The sequence below is a fragment of the Devosia sp. genome (assembly GCF_025809055.1).
Taxonomy (GTDB): domain Bacteria; phylum Pseudomonadota; class Alphaproteobacteria; order Rhizobiales; family Devosiaceae; genus Devosia.
Map to the genome: position 1 here is coordinate 985,529 of NZ_CP075529.1, position 24,593 is coordinate 1,010,121.

16 protein-coding genes and 1 tRNA gene are annotated in these 24,593 nt (G+C 62.4%); 2 read left to right on the forward strand and 15 right to left on the reverse strand.

Annotated elements, in window-relative coordinates; translation table 11 throughout:
- Positions 1 to 42: 42 nt before the first annotated feature.
- Complete coding sequence (gene cysN, locus KIT02_RS04830; RefSeq protein WP_297582921.1) at positions 43 to 1,929, reverse strand: sulfate adenylyltransferase subunit CysN; 1,887 nt, start codon at positions 1,927 to 1,929, stop codon at positions 43 to 45.
- Between the two features lies 1 nt (position 1,930).
- Positions 1,931 to 2,839, reverse strand: a complete 909-nt coding sequence (gene cysD, locus KIT02_RS04835) for a sulfate adenylyltransferase subunit CysD (protein ID WP_297582924.1) — start codon at positions 2,837 to 2,839, stop codon at positions 1,931 to 1,933.
- A 301-nt stretch (positions 2,840 to 3,140) separates the two neighbouring features.
- Here cysD and KIT02_RS04840 point away from each other — a divergent pair.
- Positions 3,141 to 3,216, forward strand: a tRNA-Thr gene (locus KIT02_RS04840).
- 205 nt (positions 3,217 to 3,421) lie between these two features.
- Positions 3,422 to 3,856 (forward strand): hypothetical protein, encoded by a 435-nt coding sequence (locus KIT02_RS04845; protein WP_297582926.1) that lies wholly within the window; start codon positions 3,422 to 3,424, stop codon positions 3,854 to 3,856.
- A 47-nt stretch (positions 3,857 to 3,903) separates the two neighbouring features.
- On the opposite strand, the gene KIT02_RS04850 is transcribed toward KIT02_RS04845, so the two are convergent.
- From KIT02_RS04850 to wecB, 13 genes are all read right to left on the reverse strand, one after another.
- Complete coding sequence (locus KIT02_RS04850) at positions 3,904 to 4,992, reverse strand: CehA/McbA family metallohydrolase (protein ID WP_297582928.1); 1,089 nt, start codon at positions 4,990 to 4,992, stop codon at positions 3,904 to 3,906.
- Complete coding sequence (locus KIT02_RS04855; protein ID WP_297582930.1) at positions 4,989 to 8,096, reverse strand: glycoside hydrolase family 38 C-terminal domain-containing protein; 3,108 nt, start codon at positions 8,094 to 8,096, stop codon at positions 4,989 to 4,991. Before KIT02_RS04855 ends, KIT02_RS04850 begins: the two co-directional genes overlap by 4 nt.
- Positions 8,097 to 8,111: 15 nt before the next feature.
- Positions 8,112 to 10,559: a hypothetical protein gene (locus tag KIT02_RS04860; protein ID WP_297582932.1), complete on the reverse strand. Its 2,448-nt coding sequence runs from the start codon at positions 10,557 to 10,559 to the stop codon at positions 8,112 to 8,114.
- A gap of 13 nt (positions 10,560 to 10,572) precedes the next feature.
- On the reverse strand, positions 10,573 to 11,796 hold the full coding sequence (locus KIT02_RS04865; RefSeq protein WP_297582934.1) for an HAD family hydrolase: 1,224 nt from the start codon (positions 11,794 to 11,796) through the stop codon (positions 10,573 to 10,575).
- A 2-nt stretch (positions 11,797 to 11,798) separates the two neighbouring features.
- Positions 11,799 to 12,851, reverse strand: a complete 1,053-nt coding sequence (locus KIT02_RS04870; RefSeq protein ID WP_297582937.1) for an oligopeptide/dipeptide ABC transporter ATP-binding protein — start codon at positions 12,849 to 12,851, stop codon at positions 11,799 to 11,801.
- The gene (locus KIT02_RS04875) at positions 12,844 to 13,896 is read right to left on the reverse strand and encodes an ABC transporter ATP-binding protein (RefSeq protein WP_297582941.1); all 1,053 of its coding nucleotides are present in this window, start codon (positions 13,894 to 13,896) and stop codon (positions 12,844 to 12,846) included. The genes KIT02_RS04870 and KIT02_RS04875 overlap by 8 nt, the downstream gene beginning before the upstream one ends.
- Before the next feature lie 195 nt (positions 13,897 to 14,091).
- Positions 14,092 to 15,219: an ABC transporter permease gene (locus KIT02_RS04880; protein ID WP_297582944.1), complete on the reverse strand. Its 1,128-nt coding sequence runs from the start codon at positions 15,217 to 15,219 to the stop codon at positions 14,092 to 14,094.
- 10 nt (positions 15,220 to 15,229) lie between these two features.
- Complete coding sequence (locus KIT02_RS04885; RefSeq protein ID WP_297582946.1) at positions 15,230 to 16,216, reverse strand: ABC transporter permease; 987 nt, start codon at positions 16,214 to 16,216, stop codon at positions 15,230 to 15,232.
- A 164-nt stretch (positions 16,217 to 16,380) separates the two neighbouring features.
- Positions 16,381 to 18,288: an ABC transporter substrate-binding protein gene (locus tag KIT02_RS04890; RefSeq protein ID WP_297582948.1), complete on the reverse strand. Its 1,908-nt coding sequence runs from the start codon at positions 18,286 to 18,288 to the stop codon at positions 16,381 to 16,383.
- Between the two features lie 484 nt (positions 18,289 to 18,772).
- Positions 18,773 to 19,810, reverse strand: coding sequence for a LacI family DNA-binding transcriptional regulator (locus tag KIT02_RS04895; protein WP_297582950.1), 1,038 nt, complete (start codon positions 19,808 to 19,810; stop codon positions 18,773 to 18,775).
- Positions 19,811 to 19,936: 126 nt separating this feature from the next.
- Positions 19,937 to 21,409, reverse strand: coding sequence for a glycosyl transferase family protein (locus KIT02_RS04900; protein ID WP_297582952.1), 1,473 nt, complete (start codon positions 21,407 to 21,409; stop codon positions 19,937 to 19,939).
- Positions 21,406 to 23,235: a cellulose biosynthesis cyclic di-GMP-binding regulatory protein BcsB gene (locus tag KIT02_RS04905; RefSeq protein WP_297582954.1), complete on the reverse strand. Its 1,830-nt coding sequence runs from the start codon at positions 23,233 to 23,235 to the stop codon at positions 21,406 to 21,408. Before KIT02_RS04905 ends, KIT02_RS04900 begins: the two co-directional genes overlap by 4 nt.
- Before the next feature lie 6 nt (positions 23,236 to 23,241).
- Positions 23,242 to 24,378 carry a UDP-N-acetylglucosamine 2-epimerase (non-hydrolyzing) gene (gene wecB / locus KIT02_RS04910; RefSeq protein ID WP_297582956.1) on the reverse strand — a complete coding sequence of 379 codons (1,137 nt, stop codon included), beginning with the start codon at positions 24,376 to 24,378 and terminating at the stop codon, positions 23,242 to 23,244.
- Positions 24,379 to 24,593: the final 215 nt, after the last annotated feature.

Genomic DNA, 24,593 nt, shown 5'->3' on the forward strand with positions numbered 1-24,593 from the left:
CAGCAGGCCCTGATCATTCCCAGAGCCGCAATGCCCCTGCCCTCAATATTTTAGGAATGCGTGGAGTTCGTCTGCCAGCGCGACCGGTTCGGCCTCGGCACCGTGCAGCACGAGTTCCGGTGTGCTGGGGGGCTCGAACGGAGAATCGATACCGGTGAAGTTCTTGATTTCACCTGCCCTGGCCCGCTTGTAGAGCCCCTTCGGATCACGCGCCTCGCACACCTCGATAGGCGTGTCGACAAAGACCTCTGTGAAGGTGATGTCTCCGGCGATCTCGCGAGCCAGCCGCCGTTCCTTCTCGAATGGTGAGATGAACGAGACCAGCACGATCAGCCCGGCATCGGCCATGAGCTTTGCGACCTCCGCGACGCGCCGGATGTTCTCGACACGCGCCGCCTCGGTGAAGCCGAGATCCTTGTTGAGGCCGTGGCGAACATTGTCGCCATCGAGGATATAGGCGTGCCGCCCTTCGGCAGTCAGGCGCTTTTCGAGCAGGTTGGCGACCGAGGACTTGCCGGAACCGGAAAGCCCGGTGAACCACACGATCTGCGCCGCCTGTCCCTTTTGCCGGGCCCGCACCTCGCGGTTCACATCGAAAGCCTGATAGGTCAGGTTCTGCGCGCGGCGCAGGCCGAATTCGATGGTCCCCGCGCCCAGCGTCGCATTGGAGATGCGGTCGATCAGAATGAACCCGCCCGTCCGGGCATTGGTGGCATAGGGATCGAATGCCACCGGCTTGTCGGTGGCAATGGTCACCGTCGCCACTTCGTTGAGCTCAATCTTTGTCGCAGCTGAATGCTCCAACGTGTTGACATTGGTGCGATATTTCAAGTCGGTAATGGTCGCCGGTACAGTTTGCGCGCCGATCTTGAGCAGATAGGAACGCCCCGGATAGGCCGCTTCCTCGTTCATCCAGACCACACGCGCCTGGAACTGATTGGAGAATTCCGGCGTCTCCCCGGCATGGGTCAGCACATCGCCGCGGGAAATGTCCACCTCGCGGTCCAGCACCAGCGTCACCGCCTGCCCGGCAATCGCCCGGTCGAGATCGCCGTCCATGGTCACGATCCGGTTGATGACAGCCGGCTTGCGGGAGGATGCAATCAACACCTCGTCACCCACGCGCGCCGAACCGCCCGCCAGGGTTCCCGAGAACCCGCGGAAATCCAGGTTCGGCCGATTGACCCACTGCACCGGAAACCGGAATTTTTCGGTGGTCCTGTCCTCCGAAACGTCGATGGTTTCGAGATAGGGCACCAGCGGCGTGCCGGTAAACCACGGCGTCCGCGCACTTGGCGTGAGAATATTGTCGCCTCGCAGGGCGGAAACCGGGACTGCCGCGAGGGTCTTGAAGCCTAGCGGTTCTGCAAAGGCCTGATATTCGCCCACGATCCGCTCAAAGGTGGCCTGGTCATAATCGACAAGGTCGATCTTGTTGACCACCAGCACAACATGCTTCACCCCGATCAGCGACAGGATGAAGGAATGCCGCCGCGTCTGCGTAAGCACGCCCTTGCGGGCATCGATCAGCACCAGCGCCAGATCGGCATTGGACGCGCCGGTGGCCATATTGCGTGTATATTGTTCGTGGCCCGGCGTGTCGGCGACGATGAACTTGCGCTTGTCGGTCGAGAAGAACCGATAGGCCACGTCGATGGTGATACCCTGTTCCCGCTCGGCCACGAGCCCGTCGACCAATAGCGAAAAGTCGATCCCCTCGTCGCCCACCGTCCGGTTGTGACTTTCCTTTTTGAGGCTCGCCAGCTGATCGTCGAGAATGAGCTGGCTGTCATAGAGCAGCCGGCCGATCAGGGTGGACTTGCCGTCGTCGACCGAGCCGCAGGTCAGGAAACGCAGCAGCGACTTGCCGGTCTGCTGTTCCAGCCAAAGGTCGAGGTCGGTATGTGCAGTTGCAGTGGCTACGCTCATCTCAGAAATAGCCTTCCTGCTTCTTCTTCTCCATCGAGCCGACGGAATCGCTGTCAATCAAACGGCCTTCGCGCTCGGATGTCCGGCTGGCCTGCATTTCCATGATGATGGACGGCAGATCCGCCGCGCCCGAGCGGATCGCACCGGTCAGCGGATAGCAGCCGAGTGTTCTGAACCGCACGATCTCCTCGCGCGGCGTCTCACCCGGTGCCAGCGGCAAACGCTCGTCATCGACCATAATCAGGGTGCCAGAGCGTTCAACCACCGGACGCGGCCGCGCGAAATAGAGCGGCACGATCGGAATGTTTTCCGAATAGATGTAGGTCCACACGTCCAGCTCGGTCCAGTTCGAGATCGGAAACACCCGCATGCTCTCGCCCGGATTGAGCCGCGTATTGAACGTTCGCCACAACTCGGGTCGCTGGTTCTTCGGGTCCCAGGCATGGCTGGCATTGCGATGGGAGAACACGCGCTCCTTGGCGCGGCTCTTCTCCTCGTCGCGACGCGCGCCGCCAATGGCCGCATCATACTTTCCGGCGTTGAGCGCCTGGCGCAGCGCTGCGGTCTTCATGATGTCGGTGTAGCGCGAGGACCCGTGATCAAACGGATTGATGCCGTCCCGAACCCCGTCCTGGTTGGTATGGGTGATCAGGTCAAACCCATAGTCTGCCGCCGTCTTGTCCCGGAACGCGATCATCTCGCGAAATTTGAACGTGGTGTCCACATGCAACAGCGGAAACGGGATCTTGCTGGGAAAGAACGCCTTGCGCGCCAGATGCAGAAGGACACTCGAATCCTTGCCGATCGAATACATCATCACCGGCCGCTCGAAACTGGCCGCGACTTCGCGCAGGATTTCGATGCTCTCGGCCTCCAGGGCCTGCAGATGGGTCAGTCTGTCTTGGGTCACGCCGGCACGCCTCACAATCACCATGCGGCTGCATGGCTCGTGGGTCACACCTATCCTTCCGGCCTATGTTCATTCAAGCCGGAAAGTGCCGGAAACACTGGGCATACAAAGGCTTGGGGCAAAATAGTGCGGCAAGGCGCACGCTGGTGCCAAACCCTCCTTCGCCACGCTTTTCAAGGCCAGCCAAAGTGCGCCCGAAGCCACATGGGCAGAATAAAAGTTCCCTGCCCCGCCCGGCTCGACCAAATCCACGCAATCCATGTTGCCGCTCCGCCGAACCGATGCTAAACGCCTGCCCAGTGCCGGTATAGCTCAGTTGGTAGAGCACCTGATTTGTAATCAGGGGGTCGCGGGTTCGAACCCTGCTGCCGGCACCATCGAAATCAAGATGATCTTAGTGATCTAGTGAATCGCCTACACCAGACGGCTGCCGTTCATATTGCAGTTTGATGCGCGGCTAACCCTCTGATTTCACTGGCACCCCTTACGAACCAATGCGACACAGAGTGGAACTTAGGCGGCTTCTCTTCACGTGACAGGACCACCTAATCCATGTGAGATGGATGGGACAAGGGGAGCAAAATGCATAGAACGCAGTCAGTTTCAACCGCACAGGAATTGTATCGCGCTGCAGCCGCAATGGAAGATATGGCGACACTGGCAAGGCCGCACATCCGCCCCAAGCACGAGAAGCAGCTCGCGCTGTTTTTAGGATACTACTTCAACCTCGGTTTCGCGGTAGAGCTCTACCTCAAAGCATTTCTCAGGGATGTCATCGGTGCAGACCCCGCTGACTACGGACACGATCTTCAGAAGCTCATGGATGATGCCGAGAAACACGGGTTCTCTTTCGAACTTCAGGGGATGAAGAAGGTTGTCGCAGTCCTACACCCGAGCCATAAGGGGTTGAATTTCAGATATGCCGAAGGAGCTGCATCCTACCCCTATTTCGAAGATTTGACTGCCGTTCATCTCGTGCTTGAGGCAAGCTATAAAGGCATGAGTCATTTAGCCTGATCCGCGACCATTTCATCGAACCCCGCGTGGGGCTTGATCCTGTTCCCCTAAAAGTCCGGATCGTAGTTGAAGTACAGCGGGTTGGAGAGCGCCACCATGTTCTGGCTGAGGGCCATGGAATTGGGCACCTCCGGATAAGGCACCTGCGGACCTTCGATTTCGACGCGATAGTAGTGGCGCTGGCCGACCTCGGGCGTGTCGAAGAACCGGACGCTCCGGGTCACCGGATCGGTCAGCAGGGTCGCGAACTCATCCCGGTCGCGCACCACGCGTACCCGGTAGATTGTCCCGGCAATGCCGCCGCCCACGAGGCGCACCTCGAAGGTCACCGGGCCGCCCGTCGCCCGGACATTGTCGCCCATCATCATGTCCATGATGCCGTCACCATCGTGATCGGCGACCAGTTCGACCCGCGGATTGAACGGGTTGGAACTGACCGAACCGCGCCCAGCCGCCATCGCCTCGAGGATCGCAGGCAATGACCGCTCCCGCGCAAAGGTCCAGGTCGTTGGCGTTCCAACATAATTCGCGGTGGCCTCGACCGATTGCGCCGTGGTCCATTCGGGCACATCCGGAACGCCATGATGGGAATCGCTGCCCCCGCGTCCCCCGATCATCCGCCCGGATTTGAGCATGTCGTCCCAGATGCGCACGCCCGGCACGTTCTTGGGCCACACGCTCCCGTTCCAGATTTCGACAGAATCCGCCAGGTCGAACGAAAAGCCATAATGGTTTTTGGTGCTCGGATGATTGGCGGAAAAATGCACGCCCAGTTCCCGCTTCAGCGCCAGCAGGTCCCAGTCCCGCGCATCGCGATGGTCAAACACCCGCTGGTGATCATAGGGCCCGGTCGAGAGAATGTTGATGTGGCCGCGATTGGCCGTGAGCTCGGCGCCATGGAACAGCAGCACGCGATCCGAATGAAATTCCGGGTCTGCCCAGGTGTGGCTCGCCACTGCCCCCAGCACATGCACGTCATGGTCAGTTATGGCCAGGTAGTCGAACCCATGGCGCTCGGCAAAACCGATGATTTTGGACAGCGGATTATTCGTGGAATCGGTGCTGTGCCGGGAATGGAGGTGCCAGTCCCCCTTCAGCCAAATACCCGGCCGCTCACCCGGAGCCTCCCCCGTCACGCCGCCGCCCCTTGCGTCAGTTTGAGCGTCACGATCTGGAATGGCGACAGGTCGAGCGTCACTCTTCCATCTTCAATGACCAGTGGCTGAGGCTTGCGCTCGAGCAGATTGACGATTTCGGCCCCTTGCGTGCCCTCGGGCAGCACGACGACGGCCTCGCCCGCGCGCCCATGCGTCTCCCACAGCCGGGCGATCAGGCCCTTGCCATCCTCGCTCTGCTTGAGCGCCTCCAAAGTCACCCCACTGCCCAAAACCTGCAGAAGCGGCCGGGCTGCATCCGACTCTGCGTTCCCCGGAACCAGCCTGAGCGGCAGGTTGAAGGCTTCCGCGCGTGCCGGGATATCGGCCGCAAAAAGCCCGTGATGCAGCGCCAGCGCATAGCGGAAATGATGCTCGCCCTGGTCCGCTTCGGGCCAGGGATAGACCGGAGATTTCAGCAGGGTGAGCCTGACTGTCTTTCCCCGCAAGTCGTAGCCATATTTGCAGTCGTTGAGGAACGCGACGCCGAAATTGGGCTCGGAAACATCCAGCCAGCGATGCATCACTGTTTCAAACCGCGCCTGGTCCCAGGACGTGTTGGCGTGTCCAGGCCGCCGGACATGCCCGAACTGGATTTCGGCCGTGCTGTCTTGGGCCAGCACATCCAGCGTGAACGCCGTCTTCACCAGGGTGTCGTGCTCCCGCCAGTCCGCGAAGCAGTCGATGTCGATCTGGTCGCTCCCCTCTTCCAGGGCGATAACCTGAACGATTCTGGATCGCTCATAGGCCCATTCGAAACGCAGTGCTGCCCGGTGCGGTCCGGTCTCGACCACCCGCGCATCCACCAAATCGTCGATGTCCCAGACCTGGTCCTCAAAACTGTCGTCAATATCCCAGGCGTCATACTCGACCGGCATGTCGCGGAAGGCCTGCAGACGATTGCCCGGTTGGCCGGCAACAAGGGCCTCGCGGCCTGTCCGCTTGTCGAAAAACGAGATCAGCCGCCCGCGATCATCAAACCGGGCGCAAACCAGCGCGTTTTCGAGGTGGCGCTCTGAAACCGCGAGCGTGGACTTGTCCCCCGTGGCAACAGGTGCGCCCAGCCGCGCGCTCGTCACCGAAACGGGCGGAAGGCTCTTGACGAGAACGCCCTGCCTTGTCCGGCCATCGGCTCGATGGATAGCCTGAGCACTCAATGTCTCGCCGCGGAGCGTTAGGCTCGAAGCCTCCGGCGCGTCGAATTCGAGCAGTCCGCCCCGGTTGCGCCCCAGGGCATTGAGCACGCCAAACCCGCCCTTCTGTGCCAGGACACCGGTCAGATCGGCGCGAAGCCGGTCGGCGCTCTCGAAGAAGCGGGCATAGTCGTGGTCGCTGTCATCGAACACACCGCCAATCGACGTTCCGGGCAAAATGTCGTGGAATTGGTTGAGCAGCACAATCCGCCAGAGACCATGCAACTCGCCTGCCGGATAGGGCGTCCCGGCACGATCCCCAGCCAGCACGGCGAGCACTTCGAGTTCTCGCAAGGTCTGCTCGGCAAGCCTGTTGTTGCGCTTGTTCTTGGCCACCGAGGTCAGCGTACCGCGATGATATTCGAGGTAGAGCTCCCCCACCCAGGTCGGATAATCCCCGGCGCGGTCGTTCATGCGCTTGAGCAGCCGGTCGAAATAAGGGCGCATATGCTCGTGCCGGATCCTGGGGCAGCCGGGGATGCCCCTTTCCATGCGGCGGATGTTCTCCAGCATTTCGCGCGTCGGACCGCCTCCGCCATCGCCGTGCCCATACACCATGAATAGTTCGCTGTTCAGCGCCTGCTGGGCATGGCGTTTCCAGGTTCCCATGACGAAAGTTGGCTTGATATCGGCGTTGTAGGTCGTGCCGAACCCGGTGGCGGTATAGGGCTGCGTCGTCATGAAATAGGCGGCCACCGTGCTGCCATCGATGCCCTGCCAGTGGAAAGTCTCGTTCGGCATCCGGTTGGTGTCGTTCCAGCTCATCTTGTGCGTCACGAACACGTCGACATCGGCCAGCTTCATCATCTGCGGCAAGGCAGCAGAATAGCCAAACGTATCGGGCAACCAGAACACGCGCGGGGTCACGCCGAACGTGTCCTCGTGGTAGCGCACTCCATGCAGGATATGGCGGGCGAAGGATTCCCCGCTGGTGATATTGGCGTCGGGCTCAAGCCACAGCGCACCTTCGATCTCGAAGGAGCCGTCTTTGACCTTGCTCTGCAGCCTCTCGAAAATCTCCGGATAGTCCTCGCTGAGATAGTCCAGCAGCACACCCTGGTTATACATGAACCGGTAGTCCGGGTATTGCTCCATCAGGGCCAGGGCCGTGGACATGGACCGTGCCATCTTCTGGCGTGTCTCGCGCACCCGCCAGAGCCAGGCCACGTCGATATGCGTGTGCCCGGTGACCGTGATCACCGGCATGTCCTCGAAATCATGCGCAGCGTAGATCGCCTCCGCGATCGCCTCGGCCTTGTCCAGTGATGCCTGGAACCGCGCTTCGTCGCCGGGTCTGAAGTCGATGACTGCCAAGGCGGCATCGACGCGGTTGAGAATGAAATGCCGCCGGGGATCGTCGGCCGCCAGCAGGCGCGCCACGTCGAGCGGCACCGAGAGGTCATAAAACACCTTCTCGGCCCGCTCGTCATGCGCCAGCAGCGACAGGGACATCCCATATTGCCGCCGATCCTCGATCGTACCCGCCTCGATCAGCACCGACACCTGCTCGCCGGCCCGCACGGCCCTGCCAAGCAGGATTTCCTGGTGATTTCCGTCCGCACCTTGCGCGATGCGGCCATTGACCCGCACCAGGCATTGCGGGTCGGAGCGTCCCCGCGTATTGCCGAACTGCGCATTGACCTTGAGGAAGACGCAGCGCCCGTCGGCCTCTGCTGGCATTGCAAACGCGGTCGCAAACCAGAAATAGCTTTCGGGTTCACCCCAGACCAGGTCGGCCGCCACCGCTTCCCATGCGCCCGGATCCTGCGCCACGATGTCGGCCCGCTGCTCCGGCAGGCCCCTCCGGAACCGCAGCGGCAAGTCCGCCTCGATCGGTGTAAATATCCGGTCCCTGAGGCGTTTCAGCAGGTGATCGAGCTTTTTGATGCGCATCTGGTTCGTCCGCTCCTACACCGTTCTCGTCTGAACCATCGGCGTCACGCCATCCGGTTGGGGCTGGGCCTTGGAGTCGATGGTGAGACCCCCGCGCCATTCCAGCTCAAGCTTTGCCAGGCCTGGCCCGTCCAGCGCCAATGTCTCACCTGTCATGACCACCCGGCATCTCGCCACGCGCGCCGCAAACTCCGCGAGGTTATCGCTGTCACCCGCGATAACCGCCCAGCCATGGAGCGCTCCGTGGCACCGATATTCGAGCCCATCCGCCGGGCCCCTGGCAATCGCCTCCAGCGGGCCAGTGGCCTTGAAGGCCACGAAACCCTCACCGCCTTCAAGGATCAGCGTATCACCATGGTGATGATGGATCAGCCCGGCGCGCGACGCATAGACATGGGTGAACCCCAGCCGCGCGTCCGGGCCCAGCCGATACATGACGAGCGCAGCGTTTTCATGCTGGCCCACCCGCGGCAACACGCCATTGCCCGCCCAATAAGACGGCCTCTGCTGGCCCCACGGATCGTCCTCGCCGGGATGATTGATCCAGGCACGCGCCATCGGGTGCGTCGCAAACCGCAGGTCGATCACATGCTGCTGGTGCCCATAGCCGCCCGCCTTCGCACCGCTATTGGTGGACAATTGCACATGCCGCGTCTTGTAGAGGCCCAGCGAAGCCGCGGGCCCGTATCCCTGCAGATAGCGGGCGGTGATCACCTCACCCTGCCCCGGCCAGGCCAGGCGCCCCAGCCCCTCCGGCGGTTCATAGCGCCCCGCAGCAAACAGCGGCAGCGAGGCCACGCCCTTGTTCAGCCAGCCGCGACCGAATGCCACCGCCGCAAACGGTGCCAGTTCGGTCAGCGGCCCGGCCCGCAATTCCTTGTCATAGGCCCGCCCCATGGATCCGGCCGGCACGCCTTCCAGCGTATGCACGGCAACCATGGTGAATATCCGGTCGCACATCGACTTGGCACGGCTCGCCAATGCGCTCGGGCCCAGTTCGGCCAGCGTCAGTAGGCCGATGAAATCCACCGGATAGTAGGCCGCCGAGTTCCATTCGGCTAGGCCATCGTCCTCGACGGCATCGAACCATTGCCCCAGCCGCGCCGCGGCAAGCTCCGCCTGCTCGGACCCGCTGCGCCCGGAAGCAGAAAACCGTTCATCCGGGAGACTCTGACCCGCCAGCAACTGCGCCACATGAAAACACAGCGCGTGATTTTCGCTCCAGAACCACATGGCATCATTGCCGGGCTCATCGACCCAATAGCGGAAATCGAGCAAGGTCTGCCGGATCCGTTGGCTCAGCGCCGCATCGAGAGCGTCCCGGTGCCGATACCAGACCCAGAGTAGAGGCACGGCAATGAAGTCGGCGCAATCGTGCCGCTCGGCCATGGTGTGCAGGGTTTCATCCACGATCTCGGTGATCCGGGAATCATCCACCCGCCCGGTTTCGAGCAGGGCCACGACCAGCCCCATGCGCCGCTCGCCGTGCTCAGCCGCATGCGCAAGCGCCGCGGCCTTGCGCTCATCCAGACTGAAGCCAAGATCAGCGGGCCCCGGCTGATGCAGGATCGCGCAGCCGATGGCCCTCTCGACCACGCTGTCCCCGGCCGAAAATGTCAGGCGCAGATCGTGATAACCCTGAGGCAGCGACGCACCACGGCACAACTCCAGTTCTACCGCGCCCGGCGCCAGTTCGAATTCGGCATCGAGGAGCAAGGCCCGCGTATGCGAGGTCGACGCGATCACCGCCCGCACCTTGACCGGATTTTGCACCGGCGTATCGAACACCAGCACCAGCTTTTCATCGGCGAGAACCACATCGCCGCGCGGCCGCACCTGTGTGGACAACTGCCGCAAGGCTTCCACCTTGTCGCCCAGGCTCGCCCCCGGCAGATGCACGTCTAGCGCAACATCGTCGAGCAGAACCAGCTCGAAAAACCAGTTCGTGTCCCGCTCGGCCATGTCCTCGGTCAGGACCACGATATCGCTGCCATCGGCCTTGATAGGCAGGTGCACCACGCTGCGCTGGTCCGCATTGCGGGTATAGGGCTCGAAGCGCCCGGCCAGTTCGCCATCGACCCAGATATGCACGCCGCCCCGCGTGCGGAGCTCAAACGAACAGTAGCGGTCGACACGACTGCTCACCCGCGTCCGGCACCAGCGGGCCAGCCGGGTCGGCCGGTGCCGGAACTGGCTGAATTCCACCCGCCGGTTATTGCCCGGCAGGTAGAGGGCCTCGACCGGCCAATCGGTGCGCAGTTCGACGGTGCGTGTGGCCACGTCCCGCCAGGTCGCCACCCGGCACGGCAGATCACCAACATCCACGAACCCATTGATATACTTGTAGTTCTGCGGATCGCTGGATGGCGCCGGATCACCGGGAAAGTATCGAGCTTCGACGGCCGAAAGGGCCCAGGCATTGAGGCTCTCGCCTCTGGCAATGGTCATCAATGGTTGGGGCATGGATCGTGCCTGATTACTGCGTTTCGCCGGACTGCTGCACCGGCATACGGTAAGGCAAAAGCGCCTCGATCTTGTCCAGCAGCCCCGGGAATCGGGCCGGTGCCGCGATCCGGAAATCCGGCACTTCGCTGGCATCGGCCGGAACATGCGTCCTCAAGGTCGACCAGGCCATGAATACCGACACGATCCCCAGCGCATTCGCCCCCTTGATGTCGCGCGACAGGTTGTTGCCGATCATCACGCAACGCCAGGCATCATCGCGGGCGAGTCCCAGTGCCGCCAGCGCCGCATCGAACATGCGCGCGTCGGGTTTCAAGGCGCCAATATCGCTCGAAATGATGTGGGCGTCGAAAACATCCCACAGGCCATGCTGTTGCAGCAGGTTCTCGAAGGTCTGGCGCGGGCCATCAGCCACCAGGACGAGCGGATAGCCGGCCGCTTTCAGCGCCAGCATCATGTCCTTGGCGCCCGGGATCAGGTCGCCACGCAGCACAATTTCGCTTCCAGGTTCCTTCACCTCGGTGCGCTCGTCGACCAGAGTATCCCCGCAATCGATGAAGATCGCCGCCAGATGCGCCCTGTCCTCGGCAAGCGCCTGCAACTGGGCCTCCACCCGGCCGGGAATGGCTGCTGCGAGGTCCGGCCATGGCATGAGGACCGGCTCCGTCTCCGCAGCGACGAACTGCTGGCTCGGCACAAAACTGTCCCGCTGCATTTTCAGCCGGGCGCGTCGGTGGTCCGCTGCGGACGCCGAAAAATGCCCGGCCTTTGCCAGATCATTGTCGAGGTGCACCCCTTCAAGCCCGGCCAGTGGACCACACAGGGCCGCCAGCTTCCGTTGCGCTGGCGCTGTCATCAGGTGCGGCGAGGCCCAGTGTGCATGTTTGCCTGCCTCGACATAGACGACCGGCCGGCCGTTGCGGAATTCGGCCCATCCCTCCCCGGCATCCATGACCAGGCGACCGCCGTGCGATGACGCCTCCACCCTGGCGACTCCGCCATCCGCGTCGATGTGAACCCACACATGTTCCAGGTCATAGAGATGGCCGATATCCCAGTCGTAGAAGACGGCGTATTCGACAACGATATCGGCAACGGGCTCGATCTCGAATTTGCTCGACGGCGATTTGCCGCGCGTCCGAAACACCGTCCAACCGGCTGCATAGGGTTGATAAGGCTCGGCGCGATCAAGCATGAAGACCGGCGCATAGCGCGCCGCCAGGGTCTGGTCAGTCATGGTCAGGCCACGGCTCCGACAAGGGACAGGTCCTCCGCAAAGTGGCAGCGCACCTGCCGGCCGCCTTCTACAGTCCGCAGCGCCGGAACTTCGGCACTGCACCTGGCCTGCGCATAGGGGCAGCGCGGATGGAACGAGCATCCCGAAGGTGGATTTGCCGCATTGGCAATCTCTCCTTTGAGCGGCACGCGCTTGCGGGTGCGATTGCCGCGCGGATCGGGCTGCGGAACGGCAGCCATCAGCGCTTCGGTATAGGGGTGCAGCGGCCTTGAGAACAGCGTCTCCGTCGGCGCGACCTCCATGAGCCGCCCCAGATACATCACCCCCACCCGGTCGGAAATGTGCTCGACCATGCCCAGGTCATGGGTGATGAACAGATAGGTCAGCCCGAACTGTTCCTGCAGGTCCTGCAGCAGGTTGATGTTCTGCGCCGCCACCGACACGTCCAGCGCCGACACCGCCTCGTCGGCAGCGATGAAGCTGGGATTGAGCGCCAGGGCGCGGGCAATACCGATGCGCTGGCGCTGGCCGCCGGAAAAGGCATGCGGGTAGCGGTTGATGAATTCGGGGCGCAGACCCACGACCTTCAGCAATTCGGCCACGCGGTCGCGGATTTCCCCGGCATTGCCCTTGCCGTGAATGGTCATCGGCTCGCCCACCAGTTCGAGCAAGGTCATGCGCGGATTGAGCGAGGAATAGGGATCCTGGAAGATCATCTGCATTTCGGCCCGTATCGGCCGCATTTCGCGGTCCGTGAGGCGCGAAAGGTCGATGATCTCGTCATTGGCCCGGCGGAACAGGATCTGCCCGTCGGTCAGGTCATAGGCCCGCAGCATCAGCCGCGCGACCGTGGACTTGCCGGAGCCGGATTCGCCCACAAGGCCCAGTGTCTCGCCCTTCTTGATGTCGAGCGAGACATCGTCGATCGCCTTGACGTCGCCGATATGCTTCCGGAGCCAGCCCGCATGAATGGGGAAATATTTCTTGAGGCCACGCACCGAGAACAGCACGTCATCGGGCAGCGAAAGGCCTGGTGTCGCCGAAAGATCAGACATGGGCGAACTCCCGGGCAAACTGGTCGGCAATGTGGCAGCGCGACATCTGTGCGCCAAAGCGCTTTTCTGGTGGCGTCTCGACATCGCAAAGGCCGGCGACGGCGTGACTGCACCGCGGATTGAAGGCGCAGCCAGGTGGCACGCTGAACGGATCGGGGACCATTCCCGGAATGGTCGGAAGCCGCCGCCCCTGATCGACACCGAGCCGCGGAATGGAACGCAGCAGGGCCTGGGTATAGGGATGCTTGGGCGCATAGAAGATGTCGTCGACGCTGGCGGTCTCGACTATGCGCCCCAGATACATCACGGAAACCCGGTCGGCGATATCCGCCACCACCCCAAAGTTGTGGGTGATGAAGATGATCGCCATGCCCAGTTCCGACTGGAGCGATTTCAACAGCTCGAGAATCTGCGCCTCGGTCGTGACGTCCAGCGCCGTGGTCGGCTCGTCGGCAATCAGCAGGCTCGGATCGCACGAAATGGCCAGTGCGATCATGGCGCGCTGGCGCATCCCGCCGGACAGTTGGTGCGGATAAGCATCGACCATCTGGGCGGGGCGCGGCATCTGCACTTTTGCCAGGAGGTCGATGGCCCGTTCCCGGGCGGCGGCCTTGCTCAGTCCCATGTGCAATTGCACGGTGCGCATGATCTGGGTCCCGATCGTGTGGACGGGAGACAGGGCCGTCATCGGCTCCTGAAAGATCATGCCGATATGACGCCCGCGCACCTGCCGGATGGCGCGGCTGTTGCGGTCGAGGCCCGACAGGTCGAAATCCTCGCCCGTGCGGGGCCGGAACCGGATCGTGCCCTGCGGCGGCGCCGCGCGTTTGGGCAACAGGCGCATGATGGCCCGCGCGGTGATGGACTTGCCCGACCCGGACTCGCCGACAATCCCCAGCACTTCACCCTTGTTGACATGATACGAAACGCCGTTGACGGCCTTCACCAGCCCTTCCCGCAGCGGGAAATGAACATGGACATTGTCAAGTTCGAGCAGACGTTCGGGCGGCATGGGGTGTTGAGCCATTGCGGTCTTGGTGGTCATGATGCCCGTCCTCGATATTGCCACAAGCTCAGGGCTGCCCTCGGGCTTGACCCGAGGGCCGGCATGGGAGCCCGAAACGAAGCTGTTTGCGGGCCGGAATTGGCCCTCGGGTCATGCCCGAGGGTAGCGCGGTGGGGAGGCGACGCGGAGCGCCGGAATGCATGGGAACGGCGATGGGAACAACAACGCATATTCTTACTGCCCATAGGGGTCCGCGGCGTCGCGGAGACCGTCGCCTAGGAAGTTGAAGGCCAGCACGGTCAGCACCACCGCCAATCCCGGGGACAGCAGCCAGGGTGCCAGGGAAATGGACCGCAGGTTCTGCGCATCCTGCAGCAGCACGCCCCAGGAGACGACGGGGGGCCTGAGGCCGAGGCCAAGGAAGCTGAGCGCCGTTTCGCCCAGGATCATTTCCGGCACCGCCAGCGTCAGCGCCGCGATGATGTACGAGGTCATCGATGGCAACATATGCTTGGTGATGATGCGGTATTCGCTCGCGCCCGCCAGGCGCGCCGCCATGACATAGTCTTCATTGCGTATGGCAAAAAACTGCCCACGCACCACGCGCGCTACGCTTGTCCAGCCGATCAACGCCAGGATCAGGGTGATGAGCACATAGACAAACAGGGGGTCCCACGCGATGGGCAGCGCAGCCGCAAGTCCCATCCAGAGAGGAATGGTCGGTATGGACCGGATGAATTCCATAAGTCTTTGGATGGACCCATCGATCCAACCGCCGAAATAACCTGAGATCGAGCCCAGTGCCAGCCCGAGAACGAAGGCGAATGCCACCCCGATCATGCCCGCAGAGAGCGTGATCCGCGCCCCATGGATGAGCCGCGAGAACACGTCCCGCCCGAGGTCGTCGGTCCCGAGCAGGTTGATCTGCTCCCGCCGGTCATCGACCCCGAAGAAATGAACATTGGTCTCGAACAGACCGAGAAACCGGTATGTGTCGCCACCATAGAAGAGTTGGATTGGCAGAACCGTATCCGTGTCTGTTTCGTAGATCACCCGCGCCGTGTCGGGGTCTCGCTCACGGGCCAGACCATAGACAAACGGTCCGACGAACTGGCCCTCATGAAAGAGATGTATTCCGGTCGGAGGCGCCAATGTACGCAGGCGCTGTACCTTGAACGGGTCATACGGTCCGACAAATTCTGCAAAGACAGCAGAAAGTGCCAGCAGGATCAGGAACCACATCGAGACGACGGCGAGGAAGTGCTTGGAGAACCGCCGCCAGATCAGTTGCCACGGCTTCGCCGTGTAGAGGTCTTCCTTGCGATCCTTGATCTTGGGCGTATTGATGGCCTGGTCTGTCATGGGGCGGACCTCACGCGTAACGGATGCGCGGGTCGAACCACGCCAGGAGAATGTCGGAAATCAGCGTACCGATCACGGTGAAGACGCTGAGGATGAGAATGAAGCTGCCGGCCAGATACATGTCCTGCATCTTGAGCGCCTGCAGAAGCAGCGGGCCGGTTGTTGGCAGGTTCAGCACCACGGCTGTGATGACATCGCCCGAGAACAGCGCCGGCAGTGCCCAGCCTACCGTTGAAATGAACGGGTTCAGAGCAACGCGCACTGGGTAGTTCCAGACCACCTTCGACTCGGACAGTCCCTGCGCATAGGCGGTTTCGACATATGGCTTGCCCAATTCGTCGAGCATGTTGGCGCGCATGACGCGGATGAGGCCCGCAGCGCCACCAGTGGCCAGAACCACCAGCGGAATCCAAAGATGCGCGAGCAGGTCCACCAGCTTGGCAAGCGACCACGGCGCATTCTGATACTGCGGCGAAAACAGGCCGCCGACATCGAGGTTCAAATAGGCGAAGGCCATCCACATCAGCACCAGCGCCAGCAGGAAATCGGGAATTCCCTTGCCCAGAAAACCGAAGACCGTGAAGAGGTGATCAAAGAAGGAATACTGGCGCGTGGCCGAATAGACGCCGACGGGAATGGCGATGAGCCAGGTGATGATCAGGCTGGCGGAGGAAATCGCCAGGGTCAGGCCGAGGCGGTCCCAGATGAGCGAACTGACCGGCGCATTCCATTCCAGCGAGTAGCCGAACTCGCCACGGAACACGATATTGGTGATCCAGCGCCAGTACTGGACCAGCATGGGGTCGTTGAGCCCAAACTGCTCGCGGAGCTGAGCCTCCTGGACGGCCGAGATATACTCACCTGCCTGGCGCAGTTGCGCGACATAGGCCGTCACGTAGTCGCCAGGCGGGAGCTGGATGATGACGAAGGAGATAAAGGAAATGAAGATGAGCGTCGGTATCGCGAGAAGCGCCCGCCGCAAAATGAAACTTACCATGGTCTGACCTGTCTCCCCTGCCCGGTACGCCCGGATATGCCCTGCGCGGCCGGGGCCGCGCGAGGCTGAGCGGGCTGCCCTGATGGAGCTCGGCGTGAGGCCTCGCCGGCTCCGGCAGCATGAGCGGAGAGGCGGAAACCGCCTCCCCGCTGCCCAAGTGGAACTTAGTCCTGCTCGATCCAGAACTGTGCGGGATAGGCAATGCCCTTGCCGCGATGCACATCGTCCAGCACCAGCCCGTCCCGCAGATTGTGGAACTTGTTGGAGACGATGATCGGTGCCGGCTCCTCGCCCACCACGCCGATAACCCAGGCGTTGCGCACAAAGGTGTCGATCATCTTGTTGACCGCCTGGTCGGCCACCTCGACGCTCGCTGCTTCCGAGGCTTCTCCCCAAGCGGCCCAGACATCGCGGATCGGGTTGTCTTCGGCCGGCTCTATGCCTTCGGCTCCTGCAGTTTCATACCACTTGAAGTATTCGGAGGCGAAGCCGTCGTCGCCCATCATCCGCCGCGGATCTGCCGGAACGACCGAGAGGCGGTCGAACGGCATCCACTGCATCTGGAAGTCGTTGTTCTGGCGATTATTCTCCCATTGGGTTCGATCGATGATACGGGCCAGAAGCTCGATGCCGACATCGCGATAATTTTCCGCGATCAACTCCAGAGGCTTGGAGTGGCTCGCGTCATTCGCCTCGATGACGATGGACAGGCGCTGCCCGTCCGGACGAAGGCGGAAGCCCGCGCTGTCGCGTTCTGTCAGGCCCAGGCCGTCGAGCAACTCATCCGCCCGATCCGGATCGTATTCCGTCAGATAGGTTTCGAGCTCCTCGCTGAAATAGGGCGAGCCGGTGATCGGCGAGGCAGAGCGCGGTTCGGCAAGGCCGGAATAGGCCAGTTCGTTGACCAGTTCGCGGTCAACGGCGACCTGCAGCGCCTCGCGGAATTCGAACTTGTCGTAAAGTGCGTTCAGCACCTCGTCCTTGACGTTGTAGTTCGGCATCAGCGACCAGACGGTTGCACCGATCCAGCGAAGGGTGTGGTAGTTCCCGCGCTCTTCATTCTCGCGGTAGAACGTGTAATTGGCCAACTGCATGAAGCGGTTCTGGGCGTCGATCTGGCCCTGCGCCACCATGAGGCTGAGCGTTTCGTTGTCCTGGAACAGGCGATGCGCGATGCGATCGATATAGGGAAGCTGGTTACCTTCCTGATCGACTGCGTAATAGTACGGGTTGCGCACCATCGTCACGGTCTCGGCGGGTGCCGGAGTTTCGATTTTCCAGGCGGTGATGACGGGCAGATCCGCATTGAACCACCATGCCGTGACAACACCACGCGAACCCCACAGGTCGGTCCACTTCTCGACATTGTACTTGGCGGCGGCGGCCTTGAGCTCATCCTCGCTGGCATACTTGTCGTTGAACTGGCTGAGATAGTGCTTCGGCATGATGAAGCTTGGGCGATCCAGGCTCGGCTCGCCGGTGGAATCCTTTGCCAGGATCTGCAGGAAGTACACGTATGGCTGGGCGAACTTGACGGTGAACGTACGCTCGTCGGCGATTTCCAGCTGCATCGGCACGCCACCCGGCGCAAAGGTCGGATCGATGGTGGGCACAAGTGCGGAGTTGAGGAAGACGTCTTCGTACCAGAACTTGACGTCCTCGGTGGTCACCGGGTGGCCGTCGGACCACTTGAGCCCTTCGAGCAATGTGAAGGTGAACTCAGTGGAGTCCTCGTTGACCGAATAGGACTCGATGAAACCGGGCTCCAGATAGGCGACGCCGTTCTCGTCTGCGGCCCATTTCAGCACGCGCTCTTCCATCAGCTTGGTCGGCCCCCAACGGTCACCCGGACCGTTGTAGGCGCGGTGCCATGTTCCGCCATACTCGCCAACGCTGACGGCATTCACCACCGTGGGGTTGGCCGGCAGGCGCTCGTCCACGGGTGGCAGGCTGCCTGCCTCCACCATCTCGGTCAGCATGGGCGATTCCTGAAACGCCCAGGCCGGCACGGTCAGGGCCGTAGATGACAGTGCCGCGAGCGAAAGCGCGGCGACCCAATGATTTGCAGTCATAGACTTCTCCTCAACTCACGCGCCGTGATCCGCTAGCGCGGCAATGCGCAAAATTCAGCCATGAGAGGCAGATAGCGATGTGGTGCAATTTTTTGCATTACCCACCCTCTCCCTGCCACGTCCATAAATCGGAGCCGATTTTCTTGTTTTCTGGCTCTAATCAACGTGACGGGCCGCATACTTGCCGTGGTTTTCACCAAGCGCAATATGAAATAATTTTCGCACCGAAGAATGAGGCTGAAGCGGCAAAGTCTGATGTACGTGCGTCCAGGTGAGACTGATATGAAATTCAATACCTTACCTGCTCACGCAGGCGTGTCCTCACGTCGTGGGTGAGACGTGAAAAAATTCTCCAACCAGTTACTTAGTGGAGACTCCGCGCTGTGGCGGAACAGGTTTTGGCCTTCGGGAAGTCATCGCCTGACCGGCGCGACAAGCCGTTTTCGTGATCGGAATCGACCACGCACTGCGAACTGCAAAGCGGTCAGATGAGTGGGCGTACGCTGCCGCGCACCGTCAGCCGGCACCCCAATTCCAGCCGGTTGGCCGGCATTGTCGCATCAGCCGCCACGATGCGCTGCTCCAGCAGGGTCAGGGCCGAAAGACCGAGGTGGTCGAGTGGCACGCTGACAGTGGTCAGTGGAGGGGAGGTGAAGTCGCCCAGCGCCACCCCGTCAAACCCGACCACGGACACGTCCTCGGGCAGCGAGAAGTTTGCGCTCTGCAATGCCCGGATGACGCCGAGGGCCAGGTTGTCTGCCGCACAGAAGATGGCCGTTATGCCCCCCAGCCCCTCGTGCTTGTCGATCCAGCGGCGGATCGCAGCGGCGCCCATGTCGGGAAAATAGCCTTCGGCATAGTGCACATAGGCCGTTTCCATGGACAGATCGTTGTCGCGGAAGGCGTCCAGGAACCCGTCGCGACGCCGGCGGACCGTGCCGCGCCCCTCCCAGGTCAGGTGCATGATGGAGCGGTGACCCTGCCGGATCAGCCAGTTGGTGGCAAAGCGCGCCGCGAACCTGTTGCCAGGGGTGACGCTGTCGATCTGCATCTCGTGGTCTTCACCGTTCATCAGCACGGCGGGGATGCGCGAATTGGCGATGGCGCGCAGCATTTCGGGCCGGTCATCGCTGAGCAGCAGGATGCCGTCCACATCGGCCTGCCGTGCCACCTCGACGAGGCGGGCGCCGTTGAAATTGGGAGAATCCAGTTCGACGGGGATCACCCGTATGGACCGCCGTTCACATTCCCGCATCAGCCGGCTCAGCAGCGTCCATGAGAACAGATTGTGCTGGTTGTTCGGCAGCGTATCGCTGGGCATGGCCAGAACGATGCTGCGGAGCACCGCAATCGAAGCCTTCTCGCGCCGCTTGGCCAGATAGCCCAGTTCACGCGCGGCACCCAGCACGCGCTCGCGCACTTCGAGGGAAATCGTCGCGGTGCCGTTGAGCACGTGAGACACCGTCGACGCGGCGACTTCTGCGCGTGCGGCGATGTCCTTGATCCCGACTTTCCGGTTCACTCGAGGGCCCTCGTCATCGTCTTGGCCGCCATCCTAGAGCGTTTTCAAGGTAAATGGACACCACTTTTCTGGTGTGAAACCGCGATCGATCAAAGACTTACCCGGCCTCAGCTCGCCGAGCGCGGCCTATTCCGCAGGCTTGAGCGCCTGACCGATCTGGAATGGATAGGAATGGGTGGTCTTGTCCCACACGATCGGCTTGCCCGTCGCCTTGTGGCGGGAAAAGATGAAGGCGGCCCGCAGTGTCGCGAAGAAGTTCAACAGGTTCGACACCACCATTCTCGGTCCGGCCATCAGCCCCTGCGTTACCCCGTATATGCGCGCCGTAAAGAATGTGCGCTGCACCAACCGGTTGCCCAGCAGGATCAGGTTGAGCACCAGCAGCGTGCGATAGTTCTCGGTGTCGAGCAGCACATAGGGCGGCCGATTGACCTCCGGCAGAAGCTGGAAGAGGCCATGCAGGACGACAAGGCTGAACATGATGAAATAGGCCAGGATGGCCCCGGGCGCCGTTAGCAGACCCTTGCGGTCACGCAGAAAGAAGTATTTCGAGCCCCAGTTCCCTTCCCAGCCGTGCTGCGTCCATCCTTGAAAGGCGATGCCCAGCAGCCAGCGGGCCCTTTGCCGGTATGCGGCTCGAAAGTCCTCGGGGAAAAACTCCCTTGTCGCGATCGGCATGTTGCGGCGCGTGATGCGCGGCAGCCCATCGGGGCCCACCGACTCCACAACCAGCGAAATCGGAAACCGCACGAAAATCTCGCGCATGCCCATGCCCGCAAGGCGGAAGGCAATGTCGTAGTCCTCGGTGAGGCTGGTGGTGGAGAAAACCTCGCCCGACCGTTCTGCGCGCAGAGCGTCAATGGCCCGGTGCGAGAAACATGCCGCAACGCCGGCGCAGGGCACGACACCGGTCATGCTTTCGCGCACCACCAGGTCTTTCGAGTGCCATTCGGCGAACTCGTCCATGTAGGTGCCGGCCACCAACTGGTGGAGGCCGCGGGGAAACGAATAGACGGGCAGTTGCACGAGGTCCATGCGGTCCAGCAGGTAGTTGAACAGCTTGAGCTCGTAGGGATGGATCACATCCTCGCTGTCATGCAGCGCGATGCCGATAAACCGTGTTCCTGTATCGCGCTCATGCGCCAGAATGTCGGCAAGAACCACATTGAGACAGTCGGCTTTGCTGGTCGGGCCATCGCGGGGCACCACCGACATGGAGACATTGGGGAACCGGGCCATCGCCGCCCGCACCTCCGCCATGGTCTCGGCATCGTTTTGATAAACGCCCACGAAAATCCGGTAGTTCGCATATCGGATCAAGGCATTGGAGGTCGTGAGCATGGCCTGGATGACCTCGCTCTCCTTCCAGGCCGGCACCATGATGGCAATCGGCCTTTCCTCCTTGGCGTCGAGTGCCTCGGCGGTCAGTCGCGGATAGCGGGCCCGGATCCAGAACCAGCGATAGAAATTTCTGGCCCAGTACCAGATATCGACAAACAGGTCGTCGAGGCTCGACAACAGGATCAGGATGGTGATCCCCACCGCAAGCAGTTCGATCACCCGCTGGTAGGTGACCAGCGTGACGACGATCTCGATCATTTTCTGGCGCGACGGCGGAAGTGGCGGCGCATGAGTTCGCGCGCGGCGACCACAAGCAGGAGCAGGCCGGCAATCACCATCGTCCAGAACACGCCTTCGGCGCGCAGGATGTCGACAATGCCTCGCGAAGCATCGCGGGCCTGATCGAGCAGCGCCGATGGCGCCCCGGTCCGCACATCCTGCCACAGCACGCCCTGATCGCCGACCAGCGCCTTGCTGCCATTGCCCAGGAACACGCTTGTGGGATCAGGAATGGTCTGGCCCTGCAGCACCACCACGTCGAGGCGTTCCCTGGCACCATCGGCGACAAGGCTCGCCAACGGCTGGCTGATCGAGAAATTGACGTCCTCCTGCCCCTCGCCCGGCGCAACCGGCAGTGACAGGCCGTTGATGCCGCTTGGCGCAATCCGGATCACCGGCGTGCCGGCCGCTGGATCAGCATCTGAAAACGCAACCGAAACGGGGGCGGACCCGACCCCGAGGCCGGACAGTACCCGCGCTGCAAGGCCCAGATATGCCGTGCCGTCCGCATCGGCCGCGCCCGGCGGCAAGATCAGCGTGCCACCGCGCTTGAAGGCCTTGGCGACCGCCGCGAACCCACCGAGGGTATCACTGTCGTAGTCGACCCCGGTTCCGGTCATCAACTGAACCGCATGACCGGGCGATGGCCCCGGGCAGTATGCTTCCCTCTGGGCGCGATCCACCACCACCGTCAGCCGGTTGGACTGGCGCAACAGATCGTCCGGCAATGGCGCCGAAATCAGGTTTTCGCCGATATCGGCCCGCAGCGCGGTCAGCATCTGCCCGTTGAGATAGACCGTCACGACCGGCTCTGCGTCCGACCAGTCCGGCGCTACCATCAGCCGCAAGCGGGCTTCGGTGGCGCGACGCCCATCCGCATCGAGCATGGCAAAATCCAGCCCGATATCGCCGGTCTGCAATACGCGCAGGGGTCCGGGAAGGCTGGCAAATGGCACGAAACCGCTATCGGAGCCGCGTGCGCTATCCGGCATGGTGGCCGTCGTCAGGTCATCCCCCGCAAGGGCAGCGGGCGCCGCCTGCCACAGCCGCGACAGGGCTGCGATGTCGGCATTCTCGCTGATGGCCACGACCAGCGCGCCATCCCCGCGCTCCAGCCGCACGCCGGCCGCGTCATCGCCCTGTACCAGCCGCAGGTGAACCGGCCCCTCCCCGTCACCCTCGGCACCGAATTCGGCGCGATAGCCCTTTGCCGCAAGTGCACCGGCCAACTGCAATGCCGCCGCACTCGCCTCCGGCGTCAGGGGCGATGGCACCTCGATCAGCGGCTTTCCGGGCAACAGCGCCAGCGCATCGCCGATCGTGGTGAGCGCATCCAGGTCGACATCATAGGACACGGTCGTGTCAGCCAGCACCTGCAGCGTATCCGCGGGGTCGAAATCGTCGGTACAGATTTCAGAATGGGCGATCAGATCCGCGCGGAACCGCACATCCAGCGCCTGCGCGCGCATCGGATCGCCTTCCGAAACCAGCGCCTCCAGCGCCACCTTGCGGGCCGAACTGCTTTCCTCGAGCCGTTCCGCTTCCACCGGCACGCCGTTGACCAGCACCACGACACTGCCGCGCGCCAGGTTCGGGGTCACGGCGAGCGCATCCAGCGACACACGCACATTGGAGACATCCACCCCCGGCGGCAGCGGCAGGTATAGGCTCGCCGATTGCCGCCCGGACAGGATCATCCCATCGGGGTAACCATGGTCCTCAAGGCTCGTGGTGATCGTGACCGTTTCGGCCAGAGCCGGGTTCGCGCAGGCCAGGAGCGGCAGCAGATAAAGACTTTTACGCACGAATGGTCACTCCTGGATGCCCGCAACGGGGCTGACGGGGCCGAAACTCCGCCGCATGGCTTCGACAATACGATTGGCGGCATGGCCATCGCCATAGGGAAATACCGGTCGCGCCATCTGCGCATAGGCATCGGCGCTTTCATGCAACAGGTCCAGCGCATCCAGAATCCGTGCCCGGTCCGTGCCGACGAGCCGCACCGCCCCGCTGGCAATGGCTTCCGGCCGCTCAGTGACATCGCGCAGCACCAGCACCGGCTTGCCAAGCGCTGGCGCCTCTTCCTGGAGCCCACCACTATCGGTCACCACCGCCCAGCAGGCACCCAGCGCCGCAACGAGCTGCGCATAGGCCAGCGGCTCGGTCAGCACGATCCGCTCATGCCCGCCCAGAATGCGCTGGGCCACGGCGCGAATATTGGGATTGGGATGAACCGGGAAATAGAGGCCGATATCGGCATAGCGGTCCACCGCCTCCCGCAAGGCACCGAACGCTTCCTCGATCTGTGGCCCGAAACTTTCCCGCCGATGCGCGGTCACCAGGATCGGGCGGGGAACGGCCGGAAAATCGCCCGGCAGCGCCGGTTTACGGGCCTTCATGGCCAGCAGCGCGTCGATAACCGTGTTTCCCGATTGCACAATGGCCGCCTCGGCCACCCCCTCGGCACGCAGTGCCTGTGCCGCCTGCTCCGTCGGCGCGCAATGCAGGCTCGCCCCGATCGCTGCCACCCGCCGGTTGAACTCCTCGGGAAACGGCGCCGAAAGGTCGCCGGTACGCAAACCGGCCTCGACATGCACAAAGGGCAATCGCCTGTAAAACGCGACCATGGCCGCCGCCATCACTGTCGTTGTGTCGCCCTGCGCCACCACACAGCCGGCCCCTGCCCCATCGAGAAATTCATCGAGCTGATCCATCGCCTGCGACGCCACTTCAAGGATGGATCCGCGACGCCGGTCAATCGTCACCCGATGATCGATGCTGAGGCCGAAGTCGGCGACTGCGCGATCGAGCAGTTCGACATGCTGGCCGATGCTGACCACCAGCGGTCGGGCCCAGTCGCTGGCCGCCAGGCGCTCGATCACCGGCGCCATCTTGATCACTTCCGGCCGCGTGCCGATGACACAGAGGCAGATCACCTTATCTGCCATCACCGCCCTACCCGCCTGGCCAGGATCACAAAAGAGATGACGATCCCGGCAGTCATCCCGAGCACCGCCCCGAAAGTCCCGCCAAGATAAGCGCCCATCAATCCGAGAACCGTGGCTGCGGCAAAACTGATGAGTAGAGACAAGACAGACAGAAACATTCGAAACAGTCTTTGATAGGGCCGCAACGCAGGGCCTCCGGTCTGCCCTTACGGGCC